Annotated in this window: 21 protein-coding genes, 2 pseudogenes and 1 riboswitch; of the genes and pseudogenes, 8 read left to right on the plus strand and 15 right to left on the minus strand. The window is 71.4% G+C overall.

Annotation, left to right across the window (positions count from 1 at the left end):
* Window positions 1-3 precede the first annotated feature (3 nt).
* Both KUM03_RS10075 and KUM03_RS10080 read right to left on the minus strand, forming a co-directional pair.
* Window positions 4-1,200 carry a PotD/PotF family extracellular solute-binding protein gene (locus KUM03_RS10075; RefSeq protein ID WP_217246704.1) on the minus strand — a complete coding sequence of 399 codons (1,197 nt, stop codon included), beginning with the start codon at window positions 1,198-1,200 and terminating at the stop codon, window positions 4-6.
* A 170-nt stretch (window positions 1,201-1,370) separates the two neighbouring features.
* Window positions 1,371-2,810 carry a gamma-aminobutyraldehyde dehydrogenase gene (locus KUM03_RS10080; protein WP_217246705.1) on the minus strand — a complete coding sequence of 480 codons (1,440 nt, stop codon included), beginning with the start codon at window positions 2,808-2,810 and terminating at the stop codon, window positions 1,371-1,373.
* Window positions 2,811-3,018: 208 nt separating this feature from the next.
* Here KUM03_RS10080 and KUM03_RS10085 point away from each other — a divergent pair, with 208 nt between their 5' ends.
* The 7 genes and pseudogenes from KUM03_RS10085 to KUM03_RS10115 all read left to right on the plus strand — a co-directional run bounded on the left by KUM03_RS10085 (window position 3,019) and on the right by KUM03_RS10115 (window position 9,826).
* Window positions 3,019-3,534 carry an Lrp/AsnC family transcriptional regulator gene (locus KUM03_RS10085; protein ID WP_073731558.1) on the plus strand — a complete coding sequence of 172 codons (516 nt, stop codon included), beginning with the start codon at window positions 3,019-3,021 and terminating at the stop codon, window positions 3,532-3,534.
* Between the two features lie 2 nt (window positions 3,535-3,536).
* Window positions 3,537-4,907 carry an aspartate aminotransferase family protein gene (locus tag KUM03_RS10090; RefSeq protein WP_217246706.1) on the plus strand — a complete coding sequence of 457 codons (1,371 nt, stop codon included), beginning with the start codon at window positions 3,537-3,539 and terminating at the stop codon, window positions 4,905-4,907.
* Between the two features lie 194 nt (window positions 4,908-5,101).
* On the plus strand, window positions 5,102-5,890 hold the full coding sequence (locus tag KUM03_RS10095) for an ABC transporter ATP-binding protein (protein WP_217246707.1): 789 nt from the start codon (window positions 5,102-5,104) through the stop codon (window positions 5,888-5,890).
* Window positions 5,872-7,245, plus strand: a complete 1,374-nt coding sequence (locus KUM03_RS10100) for a hypothetical protein (protein ID WP_217246708.1) — start codon at window positions 5,872-5,874, stop codon at window positions 7,243-7,245. The genes KUM03_RS10095 and KUM03_RS10100 overlap by 19 nt, the downstream gene beginning before the upstream one ends.
* Window positions 7,246-7,362: 117 nt before the next feature.
* Window positions 7,363-7,770 carry a VOC family protein gene (locus tag KUM03_RS10105; protein ID WP_217246709.1) on the plus strand — a complete coding sequence of 136 codons (408 nt, stop codon included), beginning with the start codon at window positions 7,363-7,365 and terminating at the stop codon, window positions 7,768-7,770.
* A 26-nt stretch (window positions 7,771-7,796) separates the two neighbouring features.
* A pseudogene (locus KUM03_RS10110) lies at window positions 7,797-8,947 on the plus strand (LOG family protein).
* A 156-nt stretch (window positions 8,948-9,103) separates the two neighbouring features.
* Entirely contained in the window at window positions 9,104-9,826 is a 723-nt protein-coding gene (locus tag KUM03_RS10115; protein ID WP_217246710.1) for an LAETG motif-containing sortase-dependent surface protein, read from the plus strand.
* A gap of 67 nt (window positions 9,827-9,893) precedes the next feature.
* Here the strand turns inward: KUM03_RS10115 and KUM03_RS10120 are convergent.
* The 10 genes and pseudogenes from KUM03_RS10120 to rpsB form a co-directional block, all read right to left on the minus strand.
* Window positions 9,894-10,694: pseudogene (locus KUM03_RS10120) on the minus strand (maleylpyruvate isomerase family mycothiol-dependent enzyme).
* A gap of 24 nt (window positions 10,695-10,718) precedes the next feature.
* Complete coding sequence (locus KUM03_RS10125; RefSeq protein ID WP_217246711.1) at window positions 10,719-11,747, minus strand: ABC transporter ATP-binding protein; 1,029 nt, start codon at window positions 11,745-11,747, stop codon at window positions 10,719-10,721.
* A 2-nt stretch (window positions 11,748-11,749) separates the two neighbouring features.
* Window positions 11,750-13,351, minus strand: coding sequence for an iron ABC transporter permease (locus KUM03_RS10130; protein ID WP_217246864.1), 1,602 nt, complete (start codon window positions 13,349-13,351; stop codon window positions 11,750-11,752).
* Between the two features lie 62 nt (window positions 13,352-13,413).
* Window positions 13,414-14,499, minus strand: coding sequence for a thiamine ABC transporter substrate binding subunit (locus KUM03_RS10135; RefSeq protein ID WP_217246712.1), 1,086 nt, complete (start codon window positions 14,497-14,499; stop codon window positions 13,414-13,416).
* Window positions 14,500-14,578: 79 nt separating this feature from the next.
* Window positions 14,579-14,684, minus strand: a riboswitch (TPP riboswitch).
* A 41-nt stretch (window positions 14,685-14,725) separates the two neighbouring features.
* A complete protein-coding gene (gene rlmN / locus KUM03_RS10140; RefSeq protein ID WP_217246713.1) occupies window positions 14,726-15,832 on the minus strand; it encodes a 23S rRNA (adenine(2503)-C(2))-methyltransferase RlmN in 1,107 nt (368 codons plus the stop codon).
* A gap of 306 nt (window positions 15,833-16,138) precedes the next feature.
* Window positions 16,139-17,269: a phosphatidate cytidylyltransferase gene (locus tag KUM03_RS10145; RefSeq protein ID WP_217246714.1), complete on the minus strand. Its 1,131-nt coding sequence runs from the start codon at window positions 17,267-17,269 to the stop codon at window positions 16,139-16,141.
* Window positions 17,269-17,826, minus strand: coding sequence for a ribosome recycling factor (gene frr / locus KUM03_RS10150; protein WP_217246715.1), 558 nt, complete (start codon window positions 17,824-17,826; stop codon window positions 17,269-17,271). The genes KUM03_RS10145 and frr overlap by 1 nt, the downstream gene beginning before the upstream one ends.
* A gap of 181 nt (window positions 17,827-18,007) precedes the next feature.
* Window positions 18,008-18,766: a UMP kinase gene (gene pyrH / locus KUM03_RS10155; protein ID WP_217246716.1), complete on the minus strand. Its 759-nt coding sequence runs from the start codon at window positions 18,764-18,766 to the stop codon at window positions 18,008-18,010.
* 205 nt (window positions 18,767-18,971) lie between these two features.
* Window positions 18,972-19,808, minus strand: a complete 837-nt coding sequence (tsf, locus tag KUM03_RS10160; protein WP_217246717.1) for a translation elongation factor Ts — start codon at window positions 19,806-19,808, stop codon at window positions 18,972-18,974.
* A 97-nt stretch (window positions 19,809-19,905) separates the two neighbouring features.
* A complete protein-coding gene (gene rpsB, locus KUM03_RS10165; protein ID WP_217246718.1) occupies window positions 19,906-20,817 on the minus strand; it encodes a 30S ribosomal protein S2 in 912 nt (303 codons plus the stop codon).
* A 610-nt stretch (window positions 20,818-21,427) separates the two neighbouring features.
* Between rpsB and KUM03_RS10170 the strand changes: the two genes are divergently transcribed.
* Entirely contained in the window at window positions 21,428-21,979 is a 552-nt protein-coding gene (locus tag KUM03_RS10170; protein WP_217246865.1) for a M23 family metallopeptidase, read from the plus strand.
* A gap of 145 nt (window positions 21,980-22,124) precedes the next feature.
* On the opposite strand, the gene KUM03_RS10175 is transcribed toward KUM03_RS10170, so the two are convergent.
* From KUM03_RS10175 to dprA, 3 genes are all read right to left on the minus strand, one after another.
* On the minus strand, window positions 22,125-22,682 hold the full coding sequence (locus KUM03_RS10175; protein ID WP_217246866.1) for a TetR/AcrR family transcriptional regulator: 558 nt from the start codon (window positions 22,680-22,682) through the stop codon (window positions 22,125-22,127).
* Window positions 22,683-22,810: 128 nt separating this feature from the next.
* Complete coding sequence (whiG, locus tag KUM03_RS10180; protein WP_055421734.1) at window positions 22,811-23,653, minus strand: RNA polymerase sigma factor WhiG; 843 nt, start codon at window positions 23,651-23,653, stop codon at window positions 22,811-22,813.
* A gap of 284 nt (window positions 23,654-23,937) precedes the next feature.
* Window positions 23,938-25,068, minus strand: coding sequence for a DNA-processing protein DprA (gene dprA / locus KUM03_RS10185; protein ID WP_217246867.1), 1,131 nt, complete (start codon window positions 25,066-25,068; stop codon window positions 23,938-23,940).
* Window positions 25,069-25,133: the final 65 nt, after the last annotated feature.

Raw genomic sequence — 25,133 nt, forward strand, 5'->3', positions numbered from 1 at the left:
CTGCTACACGCCGACGATCCCGTTCCACCGCTTCGCGAACTCCGACCGCTCCCCCGCCGCGATATCCCGCGCGATGGCGAGCCGTTCGCGCATCGCCGCGTCCGGGAAGATCAGCGGGTCCTCGGCCAGCGCGGCGGTCCCCTCGTCGTCGGAGGAGGCGAGCACGTCCCGGGCGGCGGGGACGGGGCAGACGTAGTTGACCCACGCGGCGAGCTCGGCTGCGACCTCCGGCTGGTAGTAGAAGTCGATCAGCCGCTCGGCGTTGGCCTTGTGCCGGGCCAGGTTGGGGATCATCAGGGACTCCGACCACAGCTCGGCGCCCTCCTCGGGGACGACGAACTCGATGTCCGGGTCGTCCGCCTGGAGCTGGATGACGTCACCGGAGTAGGCCTGGCAGGCCAGGACGTCACCGCTGGAGAGGTCCTTGATGTAGTCGTTGCCGGTGAAGCGGCGGACCTGGCCCTCGGCCACCTGCTTCTCCACCTGGTCGCACATCGTGTGGAAGTCGTCCGCCGTCCAGTCGGTGATGTCGACGCCGTTGCCCTGCATCAGCAGCGCGAACGCCTCGTCCATGCCGGACAGCAGGGTCACCCGGCCCTTGAGGTCGTCCGCCCACAGGTCGGAGACGTGCCGGACCTCCCGGCCCAGCCTGCGGCGGTTGTAGGCGATGCCGGTGATGCCGGACTGCCAGGGCACGGTGAACTTCCGGCCCGGGTCGAAGGCGGGCGAACGCAGCAGCGGGTCCAGGTACTGGGTGACGTTCGGCTGGCGGGAGCGGTCCATCTCCTGCACCCAGCCGAGCCGTACGAACCGCCCGCACATCCAGTCGCTGATGACGATCAGGTCGCGGTCGGTGGGCTGGTGGTTCATCAGGGACGGGCTGATCTTGCCGAAGAACTCGTCGTTGTCGTTGATCTCCTCGATGTACTCGACGGAGATGCCCGTCTCGTTCTCGAACGCCTCCAGCGTGGGCCGCCGACCCGGACGCTCGTCGTCGGTGTCGATGTACAGCGGCCAGTTCGCCCAGGTCAGCCGCCTCTCGGTGGCGGACCGGTCGGTGGCGGCGCGGTCGCCCGGTGCGACATAGGCGGCCGGTACGCCGCAGCCGGCCAGTGCGCCGAGCGCGGCGGAACCGCCCAGGCCGCGTAGCAGGGTACGGCGGGACAGGGACAGCGAGGGCGTCTTCGGGAGCGGGGGCATGGCCGCAGGATGCCGCGCCCGCGCTCACCGGGACAATCGACGCTGCGTCGAGAGGGTCGGTCCAGGCCCGACACCCTGTCGACCGGGGCGAGTTCACGCTCTCACCCCGCACGCGGCGCGGCCCCGGACGGGGGTTCCCGTCCGGGGCCGCACACGTGGAGCCGGGTCCGTCACGCGTCCAGCGACGTCATCACGTGCTTGATCCGGGTGTAGTCCTCGAAGCCGTAGCCCGACAGGTCCTTGCCGTAGCCAGACTTCTTGAAGCCGCCGTGCGGCATCTCGGCGACCAGCGGGATGTGGGTGTTGATCCACACGCAGCCGAAGTCCAGCCGCTTGGACATCCGCATCGCGCGGCCGTGGTCCTTGGTCCACACCGAGGAGGCGAGGGCGTACTCGACGCCGTTGGCCCACTCGACCGCCTGGTCCTCGTCGCGGAAGGACTGGACGGTGATGACGGGGCCGAAGACCTCCTTCTGGATGATCTCGTCGTCCTGCTTGAGGCCGGAGACGACGGTCGGGGCGTAGAAGTAGCCCTTGTCGCCGACCCGCTGGCCGCCCGCCTCGACCTTGGCGTGGGCGGGCAGGCGCTCGATGAACCCGGTGACCTGCTCGAGTTGGTTCGGGTTGTTGAGCGGGCCGTAGAGCACGTCCTCGTCGTCCGGCTGACCGGTCTTGATCTCGGACGCGGCCTTCGCGAGCGCGCTCACGAACTCGTCGTGGATCGACTCGTGGACCAGCACGCGGGTGGCGGCGGTGCAGTCCTGGCCGGCGTTGAAGTAGCCCGCCTCCGAGATGCCCTCGACGGCCTTGGGGATGTCGGTGTCCTCGAAGACCACGACGGGCGCCTTGCCGCCGAGCTCCAGGTGGACCCGCTTGAGGTCCTTCGACGCCGACTCGGCGACCGACATGCCGGCCCGCACCGAGCCGGTGATGGAGGCCATCGCCGGGGTCTCGTGCTCGACCATCAGGCGGCCGGTGTCGCGGTCGCCGCAGACGACGTTGAAGACGCCCTTGGGCACGATCGAGCCGATGATGTCGGCCATCAGGGCCGTCGAGGCGGGGGTGGTGTCGGACGGCTTGAGGACGACCGTGTTGCCCGCGGCGAGGGCCGGGGCGAACTTCCACACGGCCATCATCATCGGGTAGTTCCACGGCGCGACCTGCGCGCAGACGCCGATCGGCTCGCGGCGGATCATGGAGGTCAGGCCCTCCATGTACTCACCGGCGCTCCGGCCCTCCAGCATCCGCGCCGCACCCGCGAAGAAGCGGATCTGGTCGACCATCGGCGGGATCTCCTCGGAGCGGGTCAGCCCGATGGGCTTGCCCGTGTTCTCCACCTCGGCCGCGATCAGCTCCTCGGCCCGCTCCTCGAACGCGTCCGCGATCTTCAGCAGGGCCTTCTGCCGCTCGGCCGGGACCAGGTCCCGCCAGGCCGGGAAGGCCGCGGCGGCGGCCGCCATGGCGGCGTCGACGTCCGCCTGCCCGGACAGGGGGGCGGTCGCGTAGGCCTCGCCCGTGGCGGGGTTGACCACCTCCGTGGTCCGTCCGTCGGCGGCGTCCCGGAACTCACCGTCGATGTAGTTGCGCAGACGACGCAGCTCGGTGCTCACTGCCGGCCCTCCAAATTCGGTGTCTACTTCGGCTCTCCGGTTCGGACCTCGCCGCTGTCGCGCGTGTCCAAACACTGAGACACCCACCCTAGACGCAGACCCCACGTTTTCAACACCCCCAGTCGCCTCCGTGTTGCGAAATCCGTCGACTCTGACCTCTCAGACAACGAATTTCATCGATCCGGGCTTGCGAAACTGTCGATACGTCGTGCACAGTGAAGCCGTGGCCAGTCGAAGCGCAGACCAGAAGGACTCCCGCGAGTCCAGGAACGGCGGACCCCAGTTGGACGCCGTCTCCCTCGCCATCATCGAACAGCTCCAGGAGGACGGCCGCCGGCCGTACGCCGCCATCGGCAAGGCCGTGGGCCTGTCGGAGGCGGCCGTGCGCCAGCGCGTCCAGAAGCTGCTCGACCAGGGCGTGATGCAGATCGTCGCCGTGACGGACCCGCTCACCGTGGGCTTCCGCCGCCAGGCGATGGTCGGCGTCAACGTCGAGGGCGACGTGGAGTCCGTCGCCGACGCGCTGACGGCCATGTCCGAATGCGAGTACGTGGTGATGACAGCGGGCTCCTTCGACCTGATGGTGGAGGTCGTCTGCGAGGACGACGACCACCTTCTGGACGTCATCAACAAACGCATCCGGGCCGTCCCCGGAGTGCGCTCCACCGAGAGCTTCGTCTACCTCAAGCTCAAGAAGCAGACCTATATGTGGGGAACCCGATAATCGTGAGCACCGACAACAAGGACCTCAGCAGGACCGCCTACGACCACCTGTGGATGCACTTCACCCGCATGTCGTCGTACGAGAACGCCCCCGTCCCCACCATCGTCCGCGGTGAGGGCACCCACATCTACGACGACAAGGGCAAGCGCTACCTCGACGGTCTCGCCGGCCTCTTCGTCGTCCAGGCCGGACACGGCCGCCAGGAGCTGGCCGAGACCGCCTCGAAGCAGGCGCAGGAGCTCGCCTTCTTCCCGGTGTGGTCCTACGCCCACCCCAAGGCCGTCGAGCTGGCCGAGCGCCTGGCGAACGAGGCCCCCGGCGACCTCAACAAGGTCTTCTTCACCACCGGCGGCGGCGAGGCGGTCGAGACCGCCTGGAAGCTCGCCAAGCAGTACTTCAAGCTGACCGGCAAGCCGACCAAGTACAAGGTCATCTCCCGCGCGGTCGCCTACCACGGCACCCCGCAGGGCGCCCTGTCCATCACCGGCCTGCCCGGCCTGAAGGCCCCCTTCGAGCCGCTGGTGCCGGGTGCGCACAAGGTCCCGAACACCAACATCTACCGCGCCCCGCTCTTCGGCGACGACCCCGAGGCCTTCGGCCGCTGGGCCGCCGACCAGATCGAGCAGCAGATCCTCTTCGAGGGCCCGGAGACGGTCGCGGCCGTCTTCCTGGAGCCGGTGCAGAACGCGGGCGGCTGCTTCCCGCCCCCGCCCGGCTACTTCCAGCGGGTGCGCGAGATCTGCGACCAGTACGACGTGCTGCTCGTCTCGGACGAGGTCATCTGCGCCTTCGGTCGCCTGGGCACGACGTTCGCCTGCGACAAGTTCGGCTACGTCCCGGACATGATCACCTGCGCCAAGGGCATGACCTCGGGCTACTCCCCGATCGGCGCCTGCATCATCTCCGACCGCCTGGCCGAGCCGTTCTACAAGGGTGACAACACCTTCCTGCACGGCTACACCTTCGGCGGCCACCCGGTCTCCGCCGCGGTCGGCATCGCCAACCTCGACCTGTTCGAGCGCGAGGGCCTCAACCAGCACGTGCTGGACAACGAGGGCAACTTCCGCGCGACGCTGGAGAAGCTCCTCGACCTGCCGATCGTCGGCGACGTCCGCGGCAACGGCTTCTTCTACGGCATCGAGCTGGTCAAGGACAAGACCACCAAGGAATCCTTCAACGAGGAGGAGACCGAGCGGATCCTGTACGGCTTCCTGTCGAAGGCGCTCTTCGACAACGGCCTGTACTGCCGTGCCGACGACCGCGGCGACCCGGTCATCCAGCTCGCCCCGCCGCTGATCTCCAACCAGGAGACCTTCGACGAGATCGAGCAGATCCTGCGCGCCACGCTGACGGAGGCGTGGACGAAGCTCTGATCATCCTCCTAGAGGATCATCATCCGGCCCCGGTGCCGCCCGTTCGAGTGAGACACGGCGGCCCGGGGCCGCGTGCTGTCCGGCCTCCCCACGGCAACTGCCTACGGTGCCCAGTGACCGATCGGCCCCGCCTTCGTTCGCCCGTACGGGGGACGCGAACGGGGAAACACGGATCAGAACCGAGGTGTACGCCCATGGAGGCTCCGCCGGACAACGACGTGCTGTGGGCCCGCGCCCTGCACTTCACGCACCACGACGGCTCCCCCGCGCTGCAAGGCGTGTCGGTCGGCGTCCGCGAGGGCGAGATCCTCGCCGTGAGCGGCCCGCGCGGCAGCGGCAAGACCACGCTGCTGCGGTGCCTGTCCGGCATGGTCCGGCCCCAGGACGGCGAGGTCTGGTTCAACAGCCTGCCGGTGCACACCATGGGCCCGCTCAAGCGGGAGCGACTGCGCCGCGACCGCTTCGGCTGGATCGACCCCGCCCCGGTACTCGTCCCGGAACTCAACGCCTGGGAGAACGCCGCCCTGCCCCTCATGCTGCGCGGCACCGGCCGGCGCCGGGCCAAGACCGCCGCCATGGAGTGGCTGGACCGCCTCGACGTCGGCGGCCGGACGGCCCGCAGGCGCCCGCACGAGCTCCAGCAGGCCGAGCGGCAGCGCGTGTGCATCGCCCGCGCGCTCGCCGTCGCCCCCGCGGTGCTCTTCGCCGACGAGCCGACCGCGCCGCTGCACCGGGTCGACCGCGCGCACGTCCTGCGCACGCTGACCACCGCGGCCCGCTCGCACGGCATCACCGTCCTGCTCGCCACGAGCGACGCGCAGACCGCCGCCCTCGCCGACCGCACGGTGGCCCTGCTCGACGGACGGCGGGTGCGGACCGTGCACCTGCCGCCGGTCGCGGAGACCACGGTGGCCACCGGGCCCGGCGGAACCTCCGGCACCCCCGGAACGGAAGGCCGGGCGGCGTGCTCGCTCTCCGCCTGACCCGCGCCGCCCGCCTCGCCGTCCAACTGCGCCGCCTGCTGGTCACGGTGGCGTCGGCGGGCACGGGCTTCCTGCTGCTGTGCGCCCTCGGCCACGCGCTCACCCACCCGGACACGCCCGGCTCCTCCGCCCTCCGCCTGGCCTGGTGCGCGGCGCCGCTGGCAGCCACGGTGTACCTCGCCGCAGCCGTGGCCCGCACCGACCCCGGCACGCGTCCCCGCCCGGGACTGTCGGCGATCGGCCTGGGCCCCGGCCGGCTGATGGCTGTCTCGGCGACGACCACGGCCCTGTCGGCGGCCCTCGGCTCGGTGGCGGCCCTGTTCGGCTTCCTGTACGTGCGCGGAGACCTGACGGGCACGCCGGTCGACGGCGCCGTGACCGAGACGCTGGCGCTCGGCCAGCGCCTTCCCGCCCCGGCCGTGGTGACCCTGCTGACCCTGGTCCCGGCCGCCGCGTCCGCCGCCGTCGCCCTGAGCCTCCGCCCCCGCGACCCGAGGCCCGCCTCCGCCACCGGCCCCCGCCGCTACGGCCGTTTCGGCGCGTACGGCTGGGGCGCGGCCCGCGAAACCTTCGGCACCTACGGCCGCTACGGCGCCCGCCTGGCATCGGCATCGGCGCAGCCTGCGGGCAGTCGTGCCGCTGGGGGTCCCCCCTCTGGGGAGGGCGCCCTGCTCACGCAGGCCAGTGACACCCAGCCCCCGGCCACAACGGACGGCACCCCGTCGACGCCCGACGCCGTACCCGACCCCACGGGCACCCCCACCACCCCCCGCCCCCACACCACCACCCTCCCCTGGGGCATCGCCGTACTCACCGCCGGCCTCGCCGTCGAGACCTACGCCGGCGACACGGCCACCCCCGGGACCACCCCCTCCGCGGCTGTCCTCCTCGGCTGGTCCCTCACCGTCCTCGGCCTCGCCCTCGCCGGCCCCGGCCTCACCCACCTCTGCGGCCGCCTGCTGCAGGCAGTCCGCCCCGGCGCCCTGCGCCTCCTCGCCGGCCGCGTCCTGATGGAGGAGTCGCACCGCATCGGCCGCCCCCTCGGCGTCGTCTGCGCCGTGGCCTGTGCCGCCTACGCGGCCACCGCCCTCTACGACACGGACGGCCCCGATTTCGGCCCGCTGAGCGCCCTCGGCGCTCTCGTCGTGGCCGGCTGCACGGTGGCCACCCTCCTCACCGCCGCGGTCGAGGCCAAACACGCCCGCACCGACACGACCGGCGCCCTGCTCCGGCTGGGCGCTCCCCCGGCGACGCTGCGCGCCGCGGCGGCCGTACGCGCCGGTGCGCTGCTCGCCCTGTTCGCCCCGCTGACCGTGATCGTCGCCCAGTTGGCGTCCCTGCCGCTGGCCCGCTGAGGGGCGTGGGAAACTCCCTCGAAAAAATCTCCGATCCGGCGATGAGTTCCGCACTCCCCGCGCGTCTAACCTCTCGAACGGCACGACAACGGCAGGACACCGACGGGAGAGGCCCCCATGTACCAGCAGATGATCTTCGTGAACCTGGCCACCAACAACCTGGACGCCTCGAAGAAGTTCTTCACCGGGCTCGGCTACGAGATCAACGCCCAGTTCAGCGACGACTCCACCGCGTCGATCCCGCTCAGCGACACCATCGTCGTGATGGTGCACACCCCGGAGAAGTACCGCCAGTTCACGAAGAAGGACATCGTGGACTCGACGAAGTCCAGCGAGGTGCTGATCGCGCTGAGCGCCGAGAGCCGCGAGAAGGTCGACGAGCTGGTCGACAAGGCGGTCGCGGCCGGCGGCTCCGTCTCCGGCGAGACCCAGGACCACGGCTTCATGTACGGCCGCGCCTTCGACGACATCGACGGCCACACCTTCGAGGTCGTCTGGATGGACCCGGCGGCGGTCCAGGGCTGAGCCACCCGCGTGCCTAGCATGGGCGGGTGGATTCGACGACACCCGCCCAGCCCGGCCCCCAGTCCCCTCAGCAGTCCCACCACGCCTCGCACGACCGGGAGATCGAGAGCCTCGCCGAGTTCGACGACGTCGTCTCGGCGCACGGCACACTCGCCCACTACCGCGTCCAGGCCGTCGACCTGACGGGCCGTACGGACGCCCTGATGTCCGCGGACCCCACGGGTGCCGTCTTCCTCGGCTGCCCGATGGCTCCCGAGGCGGCCGCCCGGGTCGCCGCCGCCGGCGCCCTGGTCTTCCCGCCCATACCGGACCTGCCCTTCGAGCCCTACCGGGCGCACGTCTACACCCCGGACGCGCTGTACGCCTCCCTCGACGAGGGCTACGAGGCGACCCCGGACGCCCTCGCCTACAACTGGTTCCAGCAGACCAAGGCGGACGGCGACGTGTTCGCCTCCATGCTGCGCGCGATCCACGACGACGCCGTCTCCGACGCGGTCGACGAACTCCTCGTCGGCGCACGGGTGGTCGGCGTCATGGGTGGTCACGCCATGGCGCGCGGCACGAGCGCTTACGCGGGCGCGGCGCGTCTGGCCGCGAACTGGCCCGCGCCGGCTTCACCGTGGCCACCGGCGGCGGCCCGGGGGCGATGGAGGCGGCCAACCTCGGCGCGTACGCGGCCCCGTTCGACGACGGGATGCTGGAGGAGGCCCTGCTGCTCCTCGCCAAGGTCGCCTCGTTCACGCCGTCGATCACCGACTGGGCGCGGTCCGCGTTCGAGGTGCGCGAACGCTGGCCCGGAGGCGGCGCCTCGGTCGGCATCCCCACCTGGTTCTACGGCCACGAGCCGCCCAACGCCTTCGCGGCGCACATCGCCAAGTACTTCGCCAACGCCACCCGCGAGGACGGCCTGCTGGCCCGTTCCAACGCGGGCGTGGTCTTCCTGCCGGGCGCCGCCGGCACCGTGCAGGAGGTCTTCGACAACGCGACGCCGAACTACTACGAGTCGCGGGGCGAGCCCACGCCGATGGTGCTGGTGGACCGGCGGCACTGGACGGAGAAGCTGCCCGCGTGGCCGCTGCTCACCTCGCTCGCCGAGGGGCGGACCATGGAGTCCCGGATCGCTCTGGTCGACCGGATCGAGGAGGCTCCCGAGGCGCTGAAACGTCTCGGCGGTTAATAAGCAAGCAAAGCCAACGCCCTTGGCAGACAGATGCGTTGACACTGCTTATGCACCGCTTATAGACCAGTGAGGCTCGTGGGTGTGCTGGGGCCGCGTCATCGGGCGTCAGCACCCTCTCCACCCCCCGCATCTGCGCTCCCGTAAAGGACAAACGTGGCAGTCCTGTCCATATTCAGAAGCACGGCATCGCGCCGTGGTGTTCGCGCCCTCGGTGTCGCCTCCGCCTCGGTGGCCCTGGCGATCGGCGCCGCCGGCAACGCTCTCGCCTGCGACATCAGCGAGTTCTCCGCCGCCGCCAAGTGCGAGGGCGACAAGGGCGTCATCACGGTCACCGACGTGGACCCCGCCGGTATCCCCGCCACCGTCAGCGTGTACCTGCAGAACAACGGCGCCGACGCGAAGAAGGTCGGCGAGCAGGTGGTCAAGGGCTCGAGCGAAGGCACCACCATCACCTTCACCGAGGACTGGAAGCCGAACGCCGAGTACCGCATCCACGTCAAGGCCGACAAGTACGTCGACGAGGACATCAAGCCGAACCTCGTGACCCCGGCGACCGCCTGCGACACGGAGGAGACGGAATCCCCCTCCCCGACCCCGTCGGAGAGCTCCCCCGTCCCGTCCGACACCCCGTCCGACGAGACGAAGACGCCGGCACCCTCCACGTCGGCCCCGGCACCGTCGCAGAGCGAGAGCACCGCTCCGGCGGCCGTGCCGAGCAACGCCCCGTCCCCGGCGGCCGGTGAGTCCAACCTCGCCGAGACCGGCGCCAACTCCAACACCGGCGTGATCGTCGGCATCGCGGCGGCCCTGGTCGTTGTCGGTGGCGGCGCGGTCTTCCTCGGCCTGCGCCGTCGCGGAGCGAACGGCAACCGCTGACGCCCGCACCCCCGTACGTGACCGGTGGCCCGTCCCCTGCCCGGGGGCGGGCCACCCTCACATCCGGTCAGCCGAACCTCGCTTTCGCCAGCCAGAGTTCGAGCAGTTCGCGGTCGCCGAGCACCTGGAGCCCGGGCGCGTCCGGCGCGATCCGGCCGTAGAAGGCCAGCAGTACGTCCGTCAGCGGCCCGCGCAGCGCCACGGTCGCCTTCTCGTGGGCTCGGCGCCAGGTGACGCCGTCCTCGGCGAGCTCGATGAACCACTCGGCGTCGAGGCCCGCGGCGGTGTCGGTGGCGTGCAAGTGGATGCTGCGGCCCGGGGCCCGCAGCTCGCGCGCCGGCCCGTCCGGCAGGACCCGCTGCACGAACCGCACGATCTCCAGCCACTCGTCGATCGCGTCGGCGACCACCTCCGCCCTCACCGCCTCGAAGGGCCGGTCCGCCGCAAGGTACGCGTCCGCACCGTGGACGACGAGTTCGTGCGTCATCCGGCGGGCCCAGAAGCCCGCGGTGTGGTCCCCGAACCACGACCACGCCCGCCCGTCCGGTCCGGCCTCGCGCAGCGCGCGCACGACCGTCGCACCGGATTCCGCCAGCCACGCGTCGAGCGCGGCCGCGTCCCCCCGTGCCCCGGGCCCCTCCGCTCCCGGCGCCCGGTCCAGCGGGACGTCCTCCTCGGCACGAGTGCGGACGATCAGCTAGACCCAGCGCAGGGCGCGGCCGACGTGCCGCACGAGGTCCTCCAGGGACCAGTCCGGGCAGGTCGGCACGGTGGCTGACAGGTCGGCGCCCGAGGACAACACGGACCTGAACCGGCCCACTTGGCGGTCGATCTCATCGCAGTAGCGGTCATGCGCGAGGCGTGTCATGTCCGTCACCCTACGAGGGCAAGATCACCCGAGCACCACGATTTCCGCCACGTCGTACTCCACTCCGACCGTGTCCCCGACCTCCGGCGCGGCCCGCAGCGCGCACGCCGCCTCCAGGCGCGGGGCGTCCTCGGGCTGGAGGTGGACGGCGACGTGGGTGCCGCGGAAGGTGCGGGCGGTGACCGTGCAGCGCAGGCCCGCGTCGGCGGCCACCAGGCGCACCCCGGCAGGGCGGACGAGCAGGGTGCGGGCGCCCTGCGGGGCGTCCTCGGGGACCGGCACCTTGCCCCACGGGGTGTCGGCGGCCTGCCCGGTGACGGTCGCGTCGACCACGTTGTCGAAGCCCAGGAAGCGGGCCACGAAGGCGTCGGCGGGCCGCTGCCACACCTGAAGCGGCGTCCCCGACTGGGCGATCCGCCCGTCCCGCATCACCACGACCCGGTCGGCGAGCGCGAAGGCCTCGCCTTGGTCGTGGGTCACGGCGAGCACGGTGGTGCCCAGCCGGCCGAACAGCTCCCGCAGTTCCACCACGAGCCGCTCCCGCAGCGAGCGGTCCAGCTGACCGAGAGGCTCGTCCAGCATGAGCAGCCGGGGCCGGGACGCGAGGGCGCGGGCCAGCGCCACCCGCTGCTGCTCACCGCCGGAGAGCGCGGCGACGGACCGCCGGGCGGCGTCCGGCAGGCCCACCAGCTCCAGCAACTCCCCCACCCGCTCGTGCTGTTCGGCACGGGACGCGCCCCGCATCCGCGGCCCGAAGGCGACGTTCCCGGCCACGTCCCGCTGCGGGAACAGCTGGTGGTCCTGGAACATCAGCCCGACCTCGCGCTTGTGCGCGGGCACGCCGGCCTGGTCCCGCCCGTCCAGCGTCACCCGTCCGGCGTCCAGCGGCTGGAGACCGGCGACCGCCCGCAGCAGCGTCGACTTGCCGCTGCCGCTGGGCCCGAGCACGCACACCACCTCGTGCTCGGCGACATCGAGGTCGACGGTGTCGAGCACGGCCCGCCCGCCGAAGCGGACGGTCGCGCCATCAAGGCTGAGCAGGCTCGGCGGCATGTCTAGAACTCCCCGGTCCGGTCGGTCCGCAGCCGTTCCAGCACCACCAGGGCCACGGCGCACACCAGCATCAGAATCGTCGAAAGGGCCATCGCCTGGCCGTAGTTCATCTCCCCGGGCCGTCCCAGCAGCCGCGCCACGGCCACCGGCAGCGTCGGGTTGTCGGGCCGCGCGATGAACACGGTCGCCCCGAACTCCCCGAGCGACACGGCGAACGCGAACCCGGCGGCCACCAGCAGCGCACGCCGCACCATCGGCAGGTCCACCTCGCGCCACACCCGCCACGGCGACGCCCCGAGCACCGCCGCCGCCTCCCGCAGCCGTACGTCCACCGCCCGCAGCACCGGCAGCATGGTCCGTACGACGAAGGGGACGCCGACCAGCGCCTGCGCGAGCGGCACCAGGATCCAGGAGGAGCGCAGGTCCAGCGGGGGTTCGTCCAGCGCGATCAGGAACCCGAAGCCGACGGTCACGGCGGACACCCCGAGCGGCAGCATCAGCAGGGCGTCGAAGCCGCGTACGAAACGGCCCGCGTCGCGGCGGGTGAGCGCGGCGGCGGCCAGAGCGCCGATCACCACGGCGATGGCGGTGGCGGCGACGGCGTACTGGAGGGAGTTGCCGATCGCCTCGATCGGCGGGACCAGGAAGGTGCCGCCGTCCGCGCGGGTCAGCGCCCGGTAGTAGCCGAAACCGGGTGCGTCCAGGGAGCGCTGGACCAGTACGGCCAGCGGCAGCAGGATCAGTCCGGCGACGGTGACCAGGACCCCCGCCAGCAGCGCCCACTGCCCGGTGCCGCGCGGGCGGCGCGCGATCGTGGCCGCGTCCACCAGTCGCAGGGCCGTCTCCCGCCGCCGTACCGTCCAGGCGTGCACGGCGAGGACGGCGGCGACCGCCACGAACTGGACCAGCGTCAGTACGGCGGCCGTGGACAGGTCGAAGACCTGCGAGGTCTGCCGGTAGATCTCCACCTCCAGGGTGGAGAAGGCGGGCCCGCCGAGGATCTGGACGACGCCGAAGGAGGTGAAGGTAAACAGGAACACCATCAGCGCGGCGGCGGCCACGGCGGGCGCGAGCGCGGGCAGCGTCACCTGCCGCCAGGCCGTCAGCCGCGAGGCGCCGAGCATCCGCGCGGCCTCCTCCTGGCGCGGGTCGAGCTGCGACCAGAGGCCGCCGACGGTGCGGACGACGACGGCGTAGTTGAAGAAGACGTGCGCGAGCAGGATCGCCCACACCGTGGTGTCCAGCCTGAGGCCCCACAGCTCGTCGAGCAGCCCGCCGCGGCCGACCAGCGCCAGGAACGCCGTGCCGACGACGACCGTCGGCAGCACGAACGGCACGGTCACCACGGCCCGCAGCACCTGCTTGCCGGGGAAGTCGAGGCGGGCGAACGCGTAGGCGCCGGGCAGGGCGATCAGCAGGGTGAGCGCGGTGGAGGCCAGCGCCTGCCAGGTGGTGAACCACAGCACCTGCCGGACGTCGGACTGCCCGAGCACCTCCCCGATCCGCCCGAGCTGCCAGGCCCCGTCGACCTTCAGTCCGCGCGCGACGATCGCGGCGACGGGGTAGGCGAAGAACGCCGCGAAGAACGCGACGGGCACGGCCATCAGACCGAGCCGCGCCGCGCTCCCGCGCACGGTCCTCACGCGCTCCACGCGCTCCGCCCGCTTCACCTCACGACGAGCGAGGTCCACGACTTGACCCACTGATCGCGGTTGTCGGCGATCTTCGCCGGGTCCATGGTCCGCGGGTTCTCGGCCGGCGGACCGAACTTCCGGAAGGACTCGGGGATCGCGGCGTCCTTGCGCACCGGATACACGAACATGTTGAGCGGCAGGTCCTCCTGGAACCGCTTGCTCAGCATGAAGTCGAGGAGCGCCTTGCCGCCCTCCGGGTTCTGGGCGTTGCTCAGCAGGCCGGCGTACTCGATCTGGCGGAAGCAGGTGCCCTGGGCGACGCCCGTCGGCGCGGTGTCCGGCTGCGGGTCGGCGTAGATCACCTCGGCGGGCGGCGAGGAGGCGTAGGAGACGACGAGCGGCCGGTCGCCCTTGGCCTTCTTGCCGCCGGACGAGCCGGAGAACTCCTCGTTGTACGCCTGCTCCCAGCTGTCGACGACCTTGACGCCGTTCGCCTTCAGCTTCTTCCAGTAGTCCTGCCAGCCCTCGTCGCCGTACTCGGCGGCGGTGCCGAGCAGGAAGCCCAGGCCGGGCGAGGAACCGGCCGCGTTCTCGGTGACGAGCAGGTCCTTGTACTCGGGCTTGACCAGGTCGTCGAAGGAGTCCGGCGGGGTCAGCCCGTGCTCGCTGAAGTACGCCTTGTCGTAGTTGACGCAGATGTCGCCGGTGTCGACGGGCGTGACCTTGTGGTCGGTGTCGGTCCGGTACGCGGCGTCGACCTGGTCGAGCCCCTTCGCCTCGTACGGCTGGAACAGGCCGTTGTCGAGGGCGCGGGACAGCAGGGTGTTGTCGACGCCGAAGAAGACGTCGCCCTGCGGGTTCTCCTTGGTGAGGATGGCCTTGTTGACGGCCTGCCCGGCGTCGCCGTCCTCCAGGACCTCGACCTTGTAGCCGGAGCTCTTCTCGAAGGCGGCGATGACGTCCTTCGAGACGGCCCACGAGTTGTGGCTGACGAGGGTCACGGTCTTGGAGTCGCCGGAACCCCCGCCGTCCCCGTCGGACGACGATCCGCACGCGGCGAGGCCGCCGGCCATGCCCAGCCCGACGGCGAGGGCGGTGACCTTCTTGGTGATGCTCACTGAATTCCTCCTGGGTGACCAGGAGAAGACGCGGCCCCGCCCGGAACCCCTGGCGAGGGTCCCGGGCAGGGCGCAACAGCTCGAGTGGTGACCGATCTCCCTACCCAGAATGACCTGGGCCAGGTTCGGAGGGTCTGCGGCCGGTGCCGCACTCTCAGCGCTGTGGCGCTCCCCTGTCGGAATATGAAGATGTGATTTCTGTCAGGTCGTACTTCCGCCGGTCAGGTTACCTCTCGCTCGCGGCGAGCTGGCCGCACGCCCCGTCGATCTCCTGGCCACGGGTGTCCCGGATGGTCACCGGCACACCGTGCGCCGCGATCGCCTCCACGAACGCCTTCTCGTCCTCGGGCCGGGAGGCGGTCCACTTGGAGCCGGGCGTCGGGTTGAGCGGGATCAGGTTGACATGCACCGGCTTGCCCTTGAGCAGCCGTCCCAGCCGGTCACCGCGCCAGGCCTGGTCGTTGATGTCGCGGATCAGGGCGTACTCGATGGACAGCCGGCGTCCCGACGTCGCCGCGTACTCGAACCCGGCGTCCAGCACCTCGCGCACCTTCCACCGCGTGTTCACGGGCACGAGGGTGTCGCGCAGCTCGTCGTCGGGGGCGTGCAGGGAGATGGCGAGGCGGCACTTGAAGCCCTCGCCGGTGAAGCGGTGGATCGCCGGGACGAGGCCGACCGTGGAGACGGTGATGCCGCGCTGGGACAGGCCGAGTCCGTCCGGCTCGGGGTCGGTGAGGCGGCGGATGGCGCCGACGACCCGGTTGTAGTTGGCGAGGGGCTCGCCCATGCCCATGAACACGATGTTGCTGAGCCGGGCCGGCCCGCCGGGGACCTCGCCGTCCCTGAGCGCCCGCATGCCGTCCACGATCTGGTGGACGATCTCGGCCGTCGACAGGTTGCGGTCCAGGCCGGCCTGGCCGGTGGCGCAGAACGGGCAGTTCATGCCGCAGCCCGCCTGGGAGCTGATGCACATGGTCACCCGGTCCGGGTAACGCATGAGGACGGACTCGACGAGGGTCCCGTCGAACAGCTTCCACAGCGTCTTGCGGGTGGTGCCCTGGTCGGTCGAAAGATGCCGCACGACCGACATCAGCTCGGGCAGCAGTGCCTCCCGGAGCCCCTCGCGGGAACCGGCCGGGATGTCGGTCCACTGCTCGGGGTCGTGCGCGTACCGCGCGAAGTAGTGCTGCGAGAGCTGCTTGGCGCGGAACGGCTTCTCGCCGATTGCGGCGACGGCCTCCTTGCGCTCGGCGGGCGTGAGGTCGGCGAGGTGCCGCGGCGGCTTCTTGGCTCCGCGGGGGGCGACGAATGTGAGTTCTCCGGGCTTAGGCATGACGTTCCCAGTGTCGCAGATCGGTACCGGGGCGATTAGGCCGTCGAGGTGGGACGCGTATCACGACGTGATCCCGTCGAGGAAGTTCAGGACGGCCCGGACGACCCGGCTCCTGCGGCGGTGTGCCGGGCCGCAGTACTGGCGCCTTCTCCAGCGTCGGGGCCGTGACACCGGTGCGTCGCACCAGTCGCACGACGGTGTTCTCTTCCGTCGGTTTCTGAACATGCTTCCCCCCTGTGGCCTGGCAGGACCGAGCCCCGCCACCAACTGGGCGGCGGAGCTCGGTCACTGGCTGACGACCGGCCCTCAGCCCGACCCGACGAAGATCACCAGCAGCAGCCACACCACCGGCGCCGTCGGCAGCAGGGAGTCCAGGCGGTCCATGATGCCGCCGTGGCCCGGCAGCAGCGTGCCCATGTCCTTGATGCCGAGGTCCCGCTTGATCATGGACTCGCCGAGGTCGCCGAGGGTGGCGCTGACGGCGACCGCGAGGCCGAGGACCAGGCCCTGCCACCAGGTGCCGCCGTCGATCGCGAACTGCATGCACAGCGCGCCCGCCGCCATCGCGAAGGCGACCGCGCCGAGCAGGCCCTCGCGGGTCTTGCCGGGGCTGATGCGCGGGGCGAGCTTGGTCCTGCCGAAGCGCCAGCCGACGGCGTACGCCCCGGTGTCGCTGACGACGGTGAGGACCAGGAAGGTCAGGACACGCCAGGCGCCGTCGTCCGCCATCAGCATCATCGCGACGAACGTGGCGAGGAACGGCACGTAGAACGCGGCGAACAGGCCCGCGGTGACGTCCTTGAGATACCCCTCCGGCGGCTCGGTCATCCGCCAGACCAGCACCGCCAGTGCCGTGAGCGCCATGGCGACCCACGCGCCCTCGGAACCCCGTACGTAGCCGGCGACGACCATCGCCGCGCCGCCGACGGCGAGCGGCACGAGGGGCGCCTTGATGCCCTTGCGCTCATCGAGCCGCTTGGTCAGCTCCCACAGGCCCACCACGACGGCGACCGCGATCACGCCGACGAAGACGGCCTTGACCACGAACAACGACGCGATGATCACCGCGCCGAGTCCGAGGCCGACCCCTATCGCGGCACCCAGGTCGCGCCCCGCGCTCTTCTTCGGCGGCTGCGGCAGGGGCTGCGCCGGCTGCGGGGCGTCGGGCATGGGCTCCGGATTCCGCGGCGCCGCCGCATACGGCTGCGCCGACTGGCTGTCGTCGAACAGGGGACCGCTCAGCCGAGCGGCCCCCTGGTCGTCGTCCTGGTCTCCGCCGTGTTCGGGTACGTCGGGCACGATGGGCATGGGGCGAGTCTGCTGCGCGTAGTGCGCATCGTACGCGGGACCCGCCGGGGCAGCCCCCTGGACAGGTCCCCGGTCGGACGGCCCCCAGTACCCGGCTTGTGGCGGCGCTCCCCAGGAAGAGTCGTTCATCAGACCTCGAGCAGCTCCGCTTCCTTGTGCTTCAGGAGCTCGTCCACCTGGGCGACGTACTTGGCGGTGGTGTCGTCGAGCTCCTTCTCCGCACGGCGGCCCTCGTCCTCACCGACCTCGCCGTCCTTGATGAGCTTGTCGATCGCGTCCTTGGCCTTGCGGCGCACGGAGCGGATCGAGACCTTGGCGTCCTCGCCCTTGCCCTTGGCGACCTTGATGTAGTCGCGGCGGCGCTCCTCGGTGAGCTCGGGGAACACCACCCGGATGATGTTGCCGTCGTTGCTGGGGTTGACGCCCAGGTCGGAGTCGCGGATCGCCTGCTCGATGTTGCGCAGGGCCGTCTTGTCGAAGGGGGTCACCACGGCCATGCGCGGCTCGGGCACGGAGAACGAGGCCATCTGGTTGATCGGCGTCGGCGCGCCGTAGTACTCGGCCACGATCTTGTTGAACATCGCCGGGTGCGCACGGCCGGTGCGGATCGCGGCGAAGTCCTCCTTGGCGACCACGACGGCCTTCTCCATCTTCTCCTCGGCCTCGAGGAGGGTCTCTTCGATCACCACTTGCTCCTGCGTGTCTTGAGTAGGCCCGGCTGCGGTCCCCTGTCGGAGCTGCGGCCGGCTGCGTCGCGTTCTTCCTGCACGGTTCCCGACCGGCGGGACATTGTCCATCCCCCGGCCCGGTCCCGTCCCGTCCGTCCCCCGGACAGGTGGTGTCCACGGACGGGGGGTGCTTCTCCGGTCAGTCCCGACTGCCCTGGTCACCCACAAGCGTGCCGATCTTCTCACCCTTGACGGCGCGGGCGATATTGCCCTCCTTCAGCAGCTCGAAGACCACGATCGGGAGGCTGTTGTCGCGGCAGAGCGTGACGGCCGTCGCGTCGGCGACCTTCAGGTCGCGGGTGATGACCTCGCCGTAGCCGAGCGCGTCGAACTTCACGGCGTCCGGGTTGGTCTTCGGGTCGGAGTCGTAGACCCCGTCCACGCCGTTCTTGCCCATGAGCAGGGCCTCGGCGTCGATCTCGAGGGCGCGCTGGGCGGCGGTGGTGTCGGTGGAGAAGTAGGGCATGCCCATGCCCGCGCCGAAGATGACCACGCGGCCCTTCTCCAGGTGGCGCACGGCGCGCAGCGGGATGTACGGCTCGGCGACCTGGCCCATGGTGATGGCGGTCTGCACGCGGCAGTCGACGCCCTCCTTCTCCAGGAAGTCCTGGAGGGCCAGGCAGTTCATCACGGTGCCGAGCATGCCCATGTAGTCGGAGCGGGCGCGGTCCATGCCGCGCACCTGCAGTTCGGCGCCGCGGAAGAAGTTGCCGCCGCCGATGACGACGGCGATCTGAGCGCCGTCGCGTACGACGGCCGCGATCTCGCGGGCGATGGCGTGCACCACGTCGGGGTCGACGCCCAGGCCCCCACCGCCGGAGAAGGCCTCTCCTGACAGCTTCAGCATGAAGCGGCCGCGTACTTTGCCGTCGTCGCTCTTCTCGGCATTGGTGGTCATGGAGATCTCGCCTCTTTTACGTGGTCACACACACGAAGAAGGCCACTGCCGGTGGGGGCGTGTTTCGCATCCCATACGCGGCAATGGCCTCCTCGTCAGATCTGCTGTCGTCCGCCGCCGCGCGCGCGTGCGCCTCGGCATGCGCGTACGGCGCCGACGACTGCTGTCGACCCTACCGGGGTCGGGCGTCCGTCGCGGTACGGACTCAGATGCCGACCTTGATGCGCGAGAAGCGCTTCAGGGTGACACCGGCCTCTTCCAGCACCTTCTGGACGGACTTCTTGTTGTCCAGGGCGTAGGGCTGGCCGAGCAGGGTGGCGTCCTTGAAGAAGCCGTTGAGGCGACCCTCGACGATCTTCGGCAGGGCGGCCTCGGGCTTGCCCTCGGCGCGGGTGGTCTCCTCGGCGACGCGGCGCTCGGACTCGACGACCTCGGCCGGGACCTCGTCCTTGGAGAGGTACTTCGGCGCGAAGGCGGCGATGTGCTGGGCGACGCCCTTGGCGATCTCGGCGTTCGGCTTGTCCAGCTCGACGAGGACACCGATCTGCGGGGGCAGGTCGGGCATCGTGCGGTGCATGTACGCGGTCACGAAGCCGCCGGAGAACTGCGCGAAGCGGTCCAGGACGATCTTCTCGCCGAGGTTGGCGTTGGCCTCGTCCACGAACGCCTGGACGGTCTTGCCGGGCTCGATCTCGGAGGCGAGGAGCGCCTCGATGTCGGCCGGGGCGGCCTTGGCGACGTGCTCGGCGATGGCCGTGGCGACGTTCTGGAACTTGTCACCCTTGGCGACGAAGTCCGTCTCGCACTTCAGCTCGACGATGACACCCGAGGTGTTGTCGTCGGCGATGATCGAGACGACGGCGCCGTTCTCGGCGGAGCGGCCCTCGCGCTTGGCGACGCCCTTCTGGCCCTTGATGCGGAGCGCCTCGACGGCCTTCTCGACGTTGCCCTCGGCCTCGTCCAGCGCCTTCTTGCAGTCCATCATGCCGGCGCCGGTGAGCTCGCGGAGCTTCTTGACGTCGGCGGCGGTGTAGTTCGCCATGATTCCGGAATCTCTCTCGAAGTCTGAAGATCTACGGGCGCCGGACGGCGGGGGCTTCGTGGGCCCCCGCCGTCCAGAACCCGAAGGTGGTGAGGGGTCAGGCCTGCTCGGCGTCCGCGGCAGGGGCCTCGGCGGCAGGGGCTTCGGCGGCGGGCGCCTCGGCGGCCGGGGCGGCCTCGGCGGCCGGAGCCTCGGCGGGCTTCTCGGCCTCGGCGGCGGGCGCCTCCTCGGCCTTCTTCTCGCCCTCGAGCAGGTCGCGCTCCCACTCGGCCAGCGGCTCGCCGGCGGCCTTGTCACCCTCGGCGGCCTTGCCGGCGCCGGAGCGGGCGATGAGGCCCTCGGCGACGGCGTCGGCGATCACGCGGGTGAGCAGGGTGACGGAGCGGATCGCGTCGTCGTTGCCCGGGATCTTGTAGTCGACCTCGTCGGGGTCGCAGTTGGTGTCGAGGATGGCGACGACCGGGATGTTGAGCTTCCGGGCCTCGCCGACCGCGATGTGCTCCTTCTTGGTGTCCACGATCCAGACGGCGCTGGGCACCTTGGACATCTCGCGGATACCGCCGAGGGTCTTCTCCAGCTTGGCCTTCTCGCGGGAGAGGACCAGCAGCTCCTTCTTGGTGAGGCCGGAGGCGGCCACGTCCTCGAAGTCGATCTGCTCGAGCTCCTTCAGGCGCTGCAGGCGCTTGTAGACGGTCGAGAAGTTGGTGAGCATGCCGCCCAGCCAGCGCTGGTTGACGTAGGGCATGCCGACGCGGGTGGCCTGCTCGGCGATGGCCTCCTGCGCCTGCTTCTTCGTGCCGACGAACATGACCGTGCCGCCGTGGGCGACGGTCTCCTTGACGAACTCGTAGGCGCGGTCGATGTACGACAGCGACTGGAGCAGGTCGATGATGTAGATGCCGTTGCGCTCCGTGAAGATGAAGCGCTTCATCTTCGGGTTCCAACGACGGGTCTGGTGACCGAAGTGGACGCCGCTTTCCAGCAGCTCCCGCATCGTGACGACGGCCATGGCCGTATCTCCTTGAGTTTCTCGGTTGTGCCGCGCGAGCCGGACGGCTCCCGCGCCTGACGCCCGCGACGCGCCTGCCACAAGGGACCGAGGGGCGCTGACACGAGCCTTGACCGGCCTCGTGTCGGGGCGTGCGAAGTCGACCCGGTGACCCGGATCGCCATCAGAAGTGTACGGGACCCGCGGGGTACCGGGTGACGCGGCTGTCCACAACCGGCGAACGGTCCACACGACGGAGCGGCGACCGGCGGAGTGCGGGACGGTTTCCGGCATGCGAACGAGGCGATGGGCGAGTGCGGGTGTGTGGGTGGCGCTGCTGCTGACGGTCGTGGCCCCGGGGCGGCCGCGACCGGTGCCGACGGTGGCGGGAGCGGCCGGGGGTGCGGCGGACGGACCGGCCGGGGGTGCCGTGTCGGGTCCGGCCGGGCGTGCCGTGTCGGGTCCGTCCGGAGGCGCCGTGTCGGGACTGGCCGCGACGGCGGTGAAGGTCTCGGGCGTCGACCGGCTCCCGGAGCCGGGGCCGCCGGACGCGGGGCCCTCGGACTCGGGGCCGCCGGACTCGAGGGCGCCGGATTCGAGGGCGCCGGACTCGGGGGCGCCCGAACCGGCGATGCCCGGCCCGGAGAGGCCGGCGGCGAGGATGCCCGGCCCTGGGGTGCCGGACCCAGGCGTGCCGGACCCAGGAGGTCCGGTCGTGGCGCGTGGCTGGCCGGTCGGTGACCGGCCGGCGGTGCTGCGGGGCTGGGAGCCTCCGGCGACCCCGTACGGCCGGGGCCACCGCGGCGTGGACCTCGCCGCACCGGCCGGGGCACCGGTTCGGGCGGTGGCGGCCGGGAAGGTGTCGTTCGCGGGGCGGGTGGCGGGGCGGGGCGTCGTCTCGGTCGAGCTGACGGGGACGGGGGATCCACCGCTGCGTACGACGTACGAACCGGTGGCGGTGTCGGTGTCGGTGGAGAAGGGAGACGAGGTCGCGGCCGGGGAGGTGCTCGGCACGGTGGAGCCGACGGGCTCGCACTGCACGGGCTGCCTGCACTGGGGCTTGCTGCGCGGCGACGTCTACCTGAACCCGCTCTCCCTGCTCCCGCCCTGGCTGCTCGACGGAGGGCCTCCGGTGCTGCTGCCGGTCCTCGGGGTACCGGAGCCCGCCCGGCCACGGGCGTAGCGAACGTGGGCGTCGCCCTACGGCTGCGGGCCCCTGCGGCTCCGAGACCGCACGCCGGCCTCGCACCGGCCACGGGGCACCCGGCGGGTGCCCGGCGCGCCGCGCACGCCGAGGGGATGCCGGGAGCCCTCTCCGGGCGGGGCCGTCAGCCCCGTACGCCCCGCAGTGCCATGGAGACCGCCGCCTCGGTGATCGCCGTCGGTTCCTCCGCCGCGCCCAGCTCGATCCGGCGTACGGCCGCGTCCACGACGCCCTGCAGCAGCATCGCCGCCAGCCGGGGCTGGTCGTGCCCCATCTGCCCCAGCGCCTCGACGATCATCGCGATCAGCCCGCCGTGCGCCGCGCGGATCTTCTCCCGCGCGCCGGCGTCCAGCTCGCTCGCGGAGATCGCCACGACGGCCCGGTGCCGCCGGTCCCCGACAAGGTCGAGCTGCTTGCGGACGTACGCCTCGACCTTGCCCGCGGGGTTCGTCTCGCGCTCCATCGCCGCCTCGACCTCCGCGGCCCAGACCGGGAAGTCGACGGCGCACAGCTCCTCGACGACAGCGGCCCGCGACCGGAAGTACTCGTAGACGGACGACCGGGCGAGGCCCGTACGCTCGGCGAGGGCGGGGAAGGTCAGCGCCTCCGTCCCGCCGTCGGACAGCAGGGAGCGGGCCGCGTCCAGCAGGGCGGCACGCTGCATCGACCGGTGCTCGGCCACGGAGGCCGCTCGAATCCTTGGCACGTCACCACTTTACGGACGCGACCCCGCGTACGGGAGTCGCTCACCCGCCCGCACGACCGCCGACCGGGTCACAGGGAGCGCCGGCCACCGGGCGCGAGCGCGGCTCAGCGGCCGAATCCGGCGAGCTTCGCCCGCAGTTGCAACACCGACTTGGTGTGGATCTGGCTGACCCGGCTCTCCGTCACACCCAGCACGTTCCCGATCTCGGCGAGCGTGAGCCCTTCGTAGTAGTACAGCGTGACGACGGTCTTCTCCCGCTCGGGCAACGTGTTGATCGCGCGCGCCAGGAACCGCCGCAGCTCCCGGTCCTCGGCGACCTCCACCGGATTGTCGGCAGCGGTGTCCTCCAGCGTGTCCATGAGGCTCAGCCGGTCCCCGCCCTCGCCCCCGGCGTGCAGCAACTCCTCCAGCGCCACCACGTTGGCCAGCGACAACTGGCTGAACACGGCATGGAGGTCCTCCACCGCGATCCCCATCTCGACGGCCACCTCGCTCTCCGACGGGGTGCGGCGCAGCCGGGCCTCCAGCGTCGCGTAGGCACGCTCGACGTTGCGGGCCTTCTGCCGCACCGACCGCGGGATCCAGTCCAGGGCCCGCAGCTCGTCGATCATCGCGCCCCGGATGCGGGTGATCGCGTAGGTCTCGAACTTGATCTCCCGGTCGACGTCGAACTTCTCGATCGCGTCGATCAGCCCGAACACACCCGAGGAGACGAAGTCCGCCTGCTCGACGTTGGGCGGCAGTCCCACGCTCACCCGGCCCGCCACGTACTTCACGAGGGGCGAGTAGTGCAGGATCAGCTGTTCCCGCAGCCGCTCGTCCCCCGTCGCCTTGTACGACCGCCACAGCTCATCGAGCGTCGAGGGGGCGGGCGGTCGCACGCTGCCACCGTCGCGGGCGGCTGGGGGGATCGCCGCCCGGTCGGACCCGGAGGTGTGCTGGGGCATTCGTCGCCTTGTGCCGTTCTGCCGTGATCTGGTGTGCCTGGTGAGGCCGCCGGTCTGCTGTCTGGTTGTCGCCTGTTGTCCGTGTTCTGCGTGGGGGTCCTCGTGAGCGTAGCGTGACTGGACTGTCGCGGTGCGCGAAGAGTGGAGCGAGGGCGGTACGCAGATACGTTCCGCTGAACGCTCTACAGGGGGGACGATGATCGCTCTGCGTGATCACTCCAATACCTCAACTGCCTGAATTCCCAAGGGCGTCGGGGTTCCCCCGGACGGCCGAACACGCAGCGTCAGGACGGAGGGCGGCCACCGCGGACCGAGATCATTGCCTGGCGTGTCAACTTCCAGCCGTCGCCGTGTCGTTCGACGTAACCAAGTGCTCGAAGTTCGTACAGTCTCGCGATCGCGTCGTCCTGTGTGGTCTGGGCCCGGCGCGCGACCTCGCCCGCCGTCGCCGCTCCGCGCGCGGGGAGCCCGGCCAGCACCTGACGGGTGCGGGACTCCAGCAGGTCGGTGGGGAGCACCGGCCCACGCCGGTCCGGAGGCACCTCGCCCATGTCCCCGACCAGTTCCACGACCTCGGCGGCATCGCCGACGAGCACCGCGTCGCCGCGCAGCAGCTCGTGCACTCCCGCGGACAGCGCGCTGGTGGCCGGCCCGGGCACGCCCATCGTGTGCCGGCCCAGACGCTGGGCGGCCCGTGCGGTGACCAGCGAGCCGCTGCGGTAGGCGGCCTCGACGACCACCGTGCCCCGGGTGAGCGCGGCGATCACGCGGTTGCGCAGGATGAATCTGCTCGGCGTCGGATGATCGCCCGGTGGCAGCTCCCCGACGACCAGGCCCTGCTCCGCGATCCTGGTGATCAGCCTGGCGTGCCCGGGCGGATAGGGGCGGTCGACGCCGCAGGCCAGCACGGCCGCCGTGGCTCCGCCCGCGCCGAGGGCGCCCCGGTGGGCGGCGCCGTCGATCCCGTAGGCGCCCCCGGACACCACGACCCAGCCGCGTTCCGCCAGTCCGGCGGCGAGCGTGACCGCCATGTGTGCTCCGTACTCGGTGCAGGCGCGGGCGCCCACGACGGCCACCGACCTGAGCGCCCACATCCGCAGACTGGGCCTGCCACGCACCCACAGTCCGAGGGGCCGGGCGTCCCCCAGGTCGTCGAGCGGGCCCGGCCATTCCACGGTCCCGGGCGTCACGAACCGCACCCCCGCCGCCCGCGCGACGGCGAGGTCCCGACGGGGGTCGGCACGCACCGCCCGCGCGCAGAGGCCGGCCCACCGTTTCGGGCTCACGCCCGGCAGGGGGCGCACGCCCCCGCGCAGCCGCCGCACCACGTCGGCGACACCGCGCTCACGCACCCACCGGCCACCGGTCTCGTCCCCGGGCTCGATGACCCTGGTGAGGAATGCGCGGCCGAGCAGCTCGTCGTCGTCAGTCCAGGCGCCGGCCGCCTCACCGTCGCCCCCACGCGAGTCCTCACCTTCCG

This window comes from Streptomyces sp. AC602_WCS936 (genome assembly GCF_019049125.1).
In the GTDB taxonomy this organism is placed as follows: domain Bacteria; phylum Actinomycetota; class Actinomycetes; order Streptomycetales; family Streptomycetaceae; genus Streptomyces.

Coding starts and splice junctions, on each gene's coding strand:
- KUM03_RS10075 (WP_217246704.1), bottom strand. CDS start 1,200: ATGCCCCCGCTCCCGAAGACGCCCTCGCTGTCCCTGTCCCGCCGTACC.
- KUM03_RS10095 (WP_217246707.1), top strand. CDS start 5,102: ATGGAGGCTCCGCCGGACAACGACGTGCTGTGGGCCCGCGCCCTGCAC.
- KUM03_RS10105 (WP_217246709.1), top strand. CDS start 7,363: ATGTACCAGCAGATGATCTTCGTGAACCTGGCCACCAACAACCTGGAC.
- KUM03_RS10125 (WP_217246711.1), bottom strand. CDS start 11,747: ATGCCGCCGAGCCTGCTCAGCCTTGATGGCGCGACCGTCCGCTTCGGC.
- KUM03_RS10130 (WP_217246864.1), bottom strand. CDS start 13,351: ATGGCCGTGCCCGTCGCGTTCTTCGCGGCGTTCTTCGCCTACCCCGTC.
- rlmN (WP_217246713.1), bottom strand. CDS start 15,832: ATGCCTAAGCCCGGAGAACTCACATTCGTCGCCCCCCGCGGAGCCAAG.
- KUM03_RS10145 (WP_217246714.1), bottom strand. CDS start 17,269: ATGAACGACTCTTCCTGGGGAGCGCCGCCACAAGCCGGGTACTGGGGG.
- pyrH (WP_217246716.1), bottom strand. CDS start 18,766: ATGACCACCAATGCCGAGAAGAGCGACGACGGCAAAGTACGCGGCCGC.
- tsf (WP_217246717.1), bottom strand. CDS start 19,808: ATGGCGAACTACACCGCCGCCGACGTCAAGAAGCTCCGCGAGCTCACC.
- rpsB (WP_217246718.1), bottom strand. CDS start 20,817: ATGGCCGTCGTCACGATGCGGGAGCTGCTGGAAAGCGGCGTCCACTTC.
- KUM03_RS10170 (WP_217246865.1), top strand. CDS start 21,428: ATGCCCGGCCCGGAGAGGCCGGCGGCGAGGATGCCCGGCCCTGGGGTG.
- whiG (WP_055421734.1), bottom strand. CDS start 23,653: ATGCCCCAGCACACCTCCGGGTCCGACCGGGCGGCGATCCCCCCAGCC.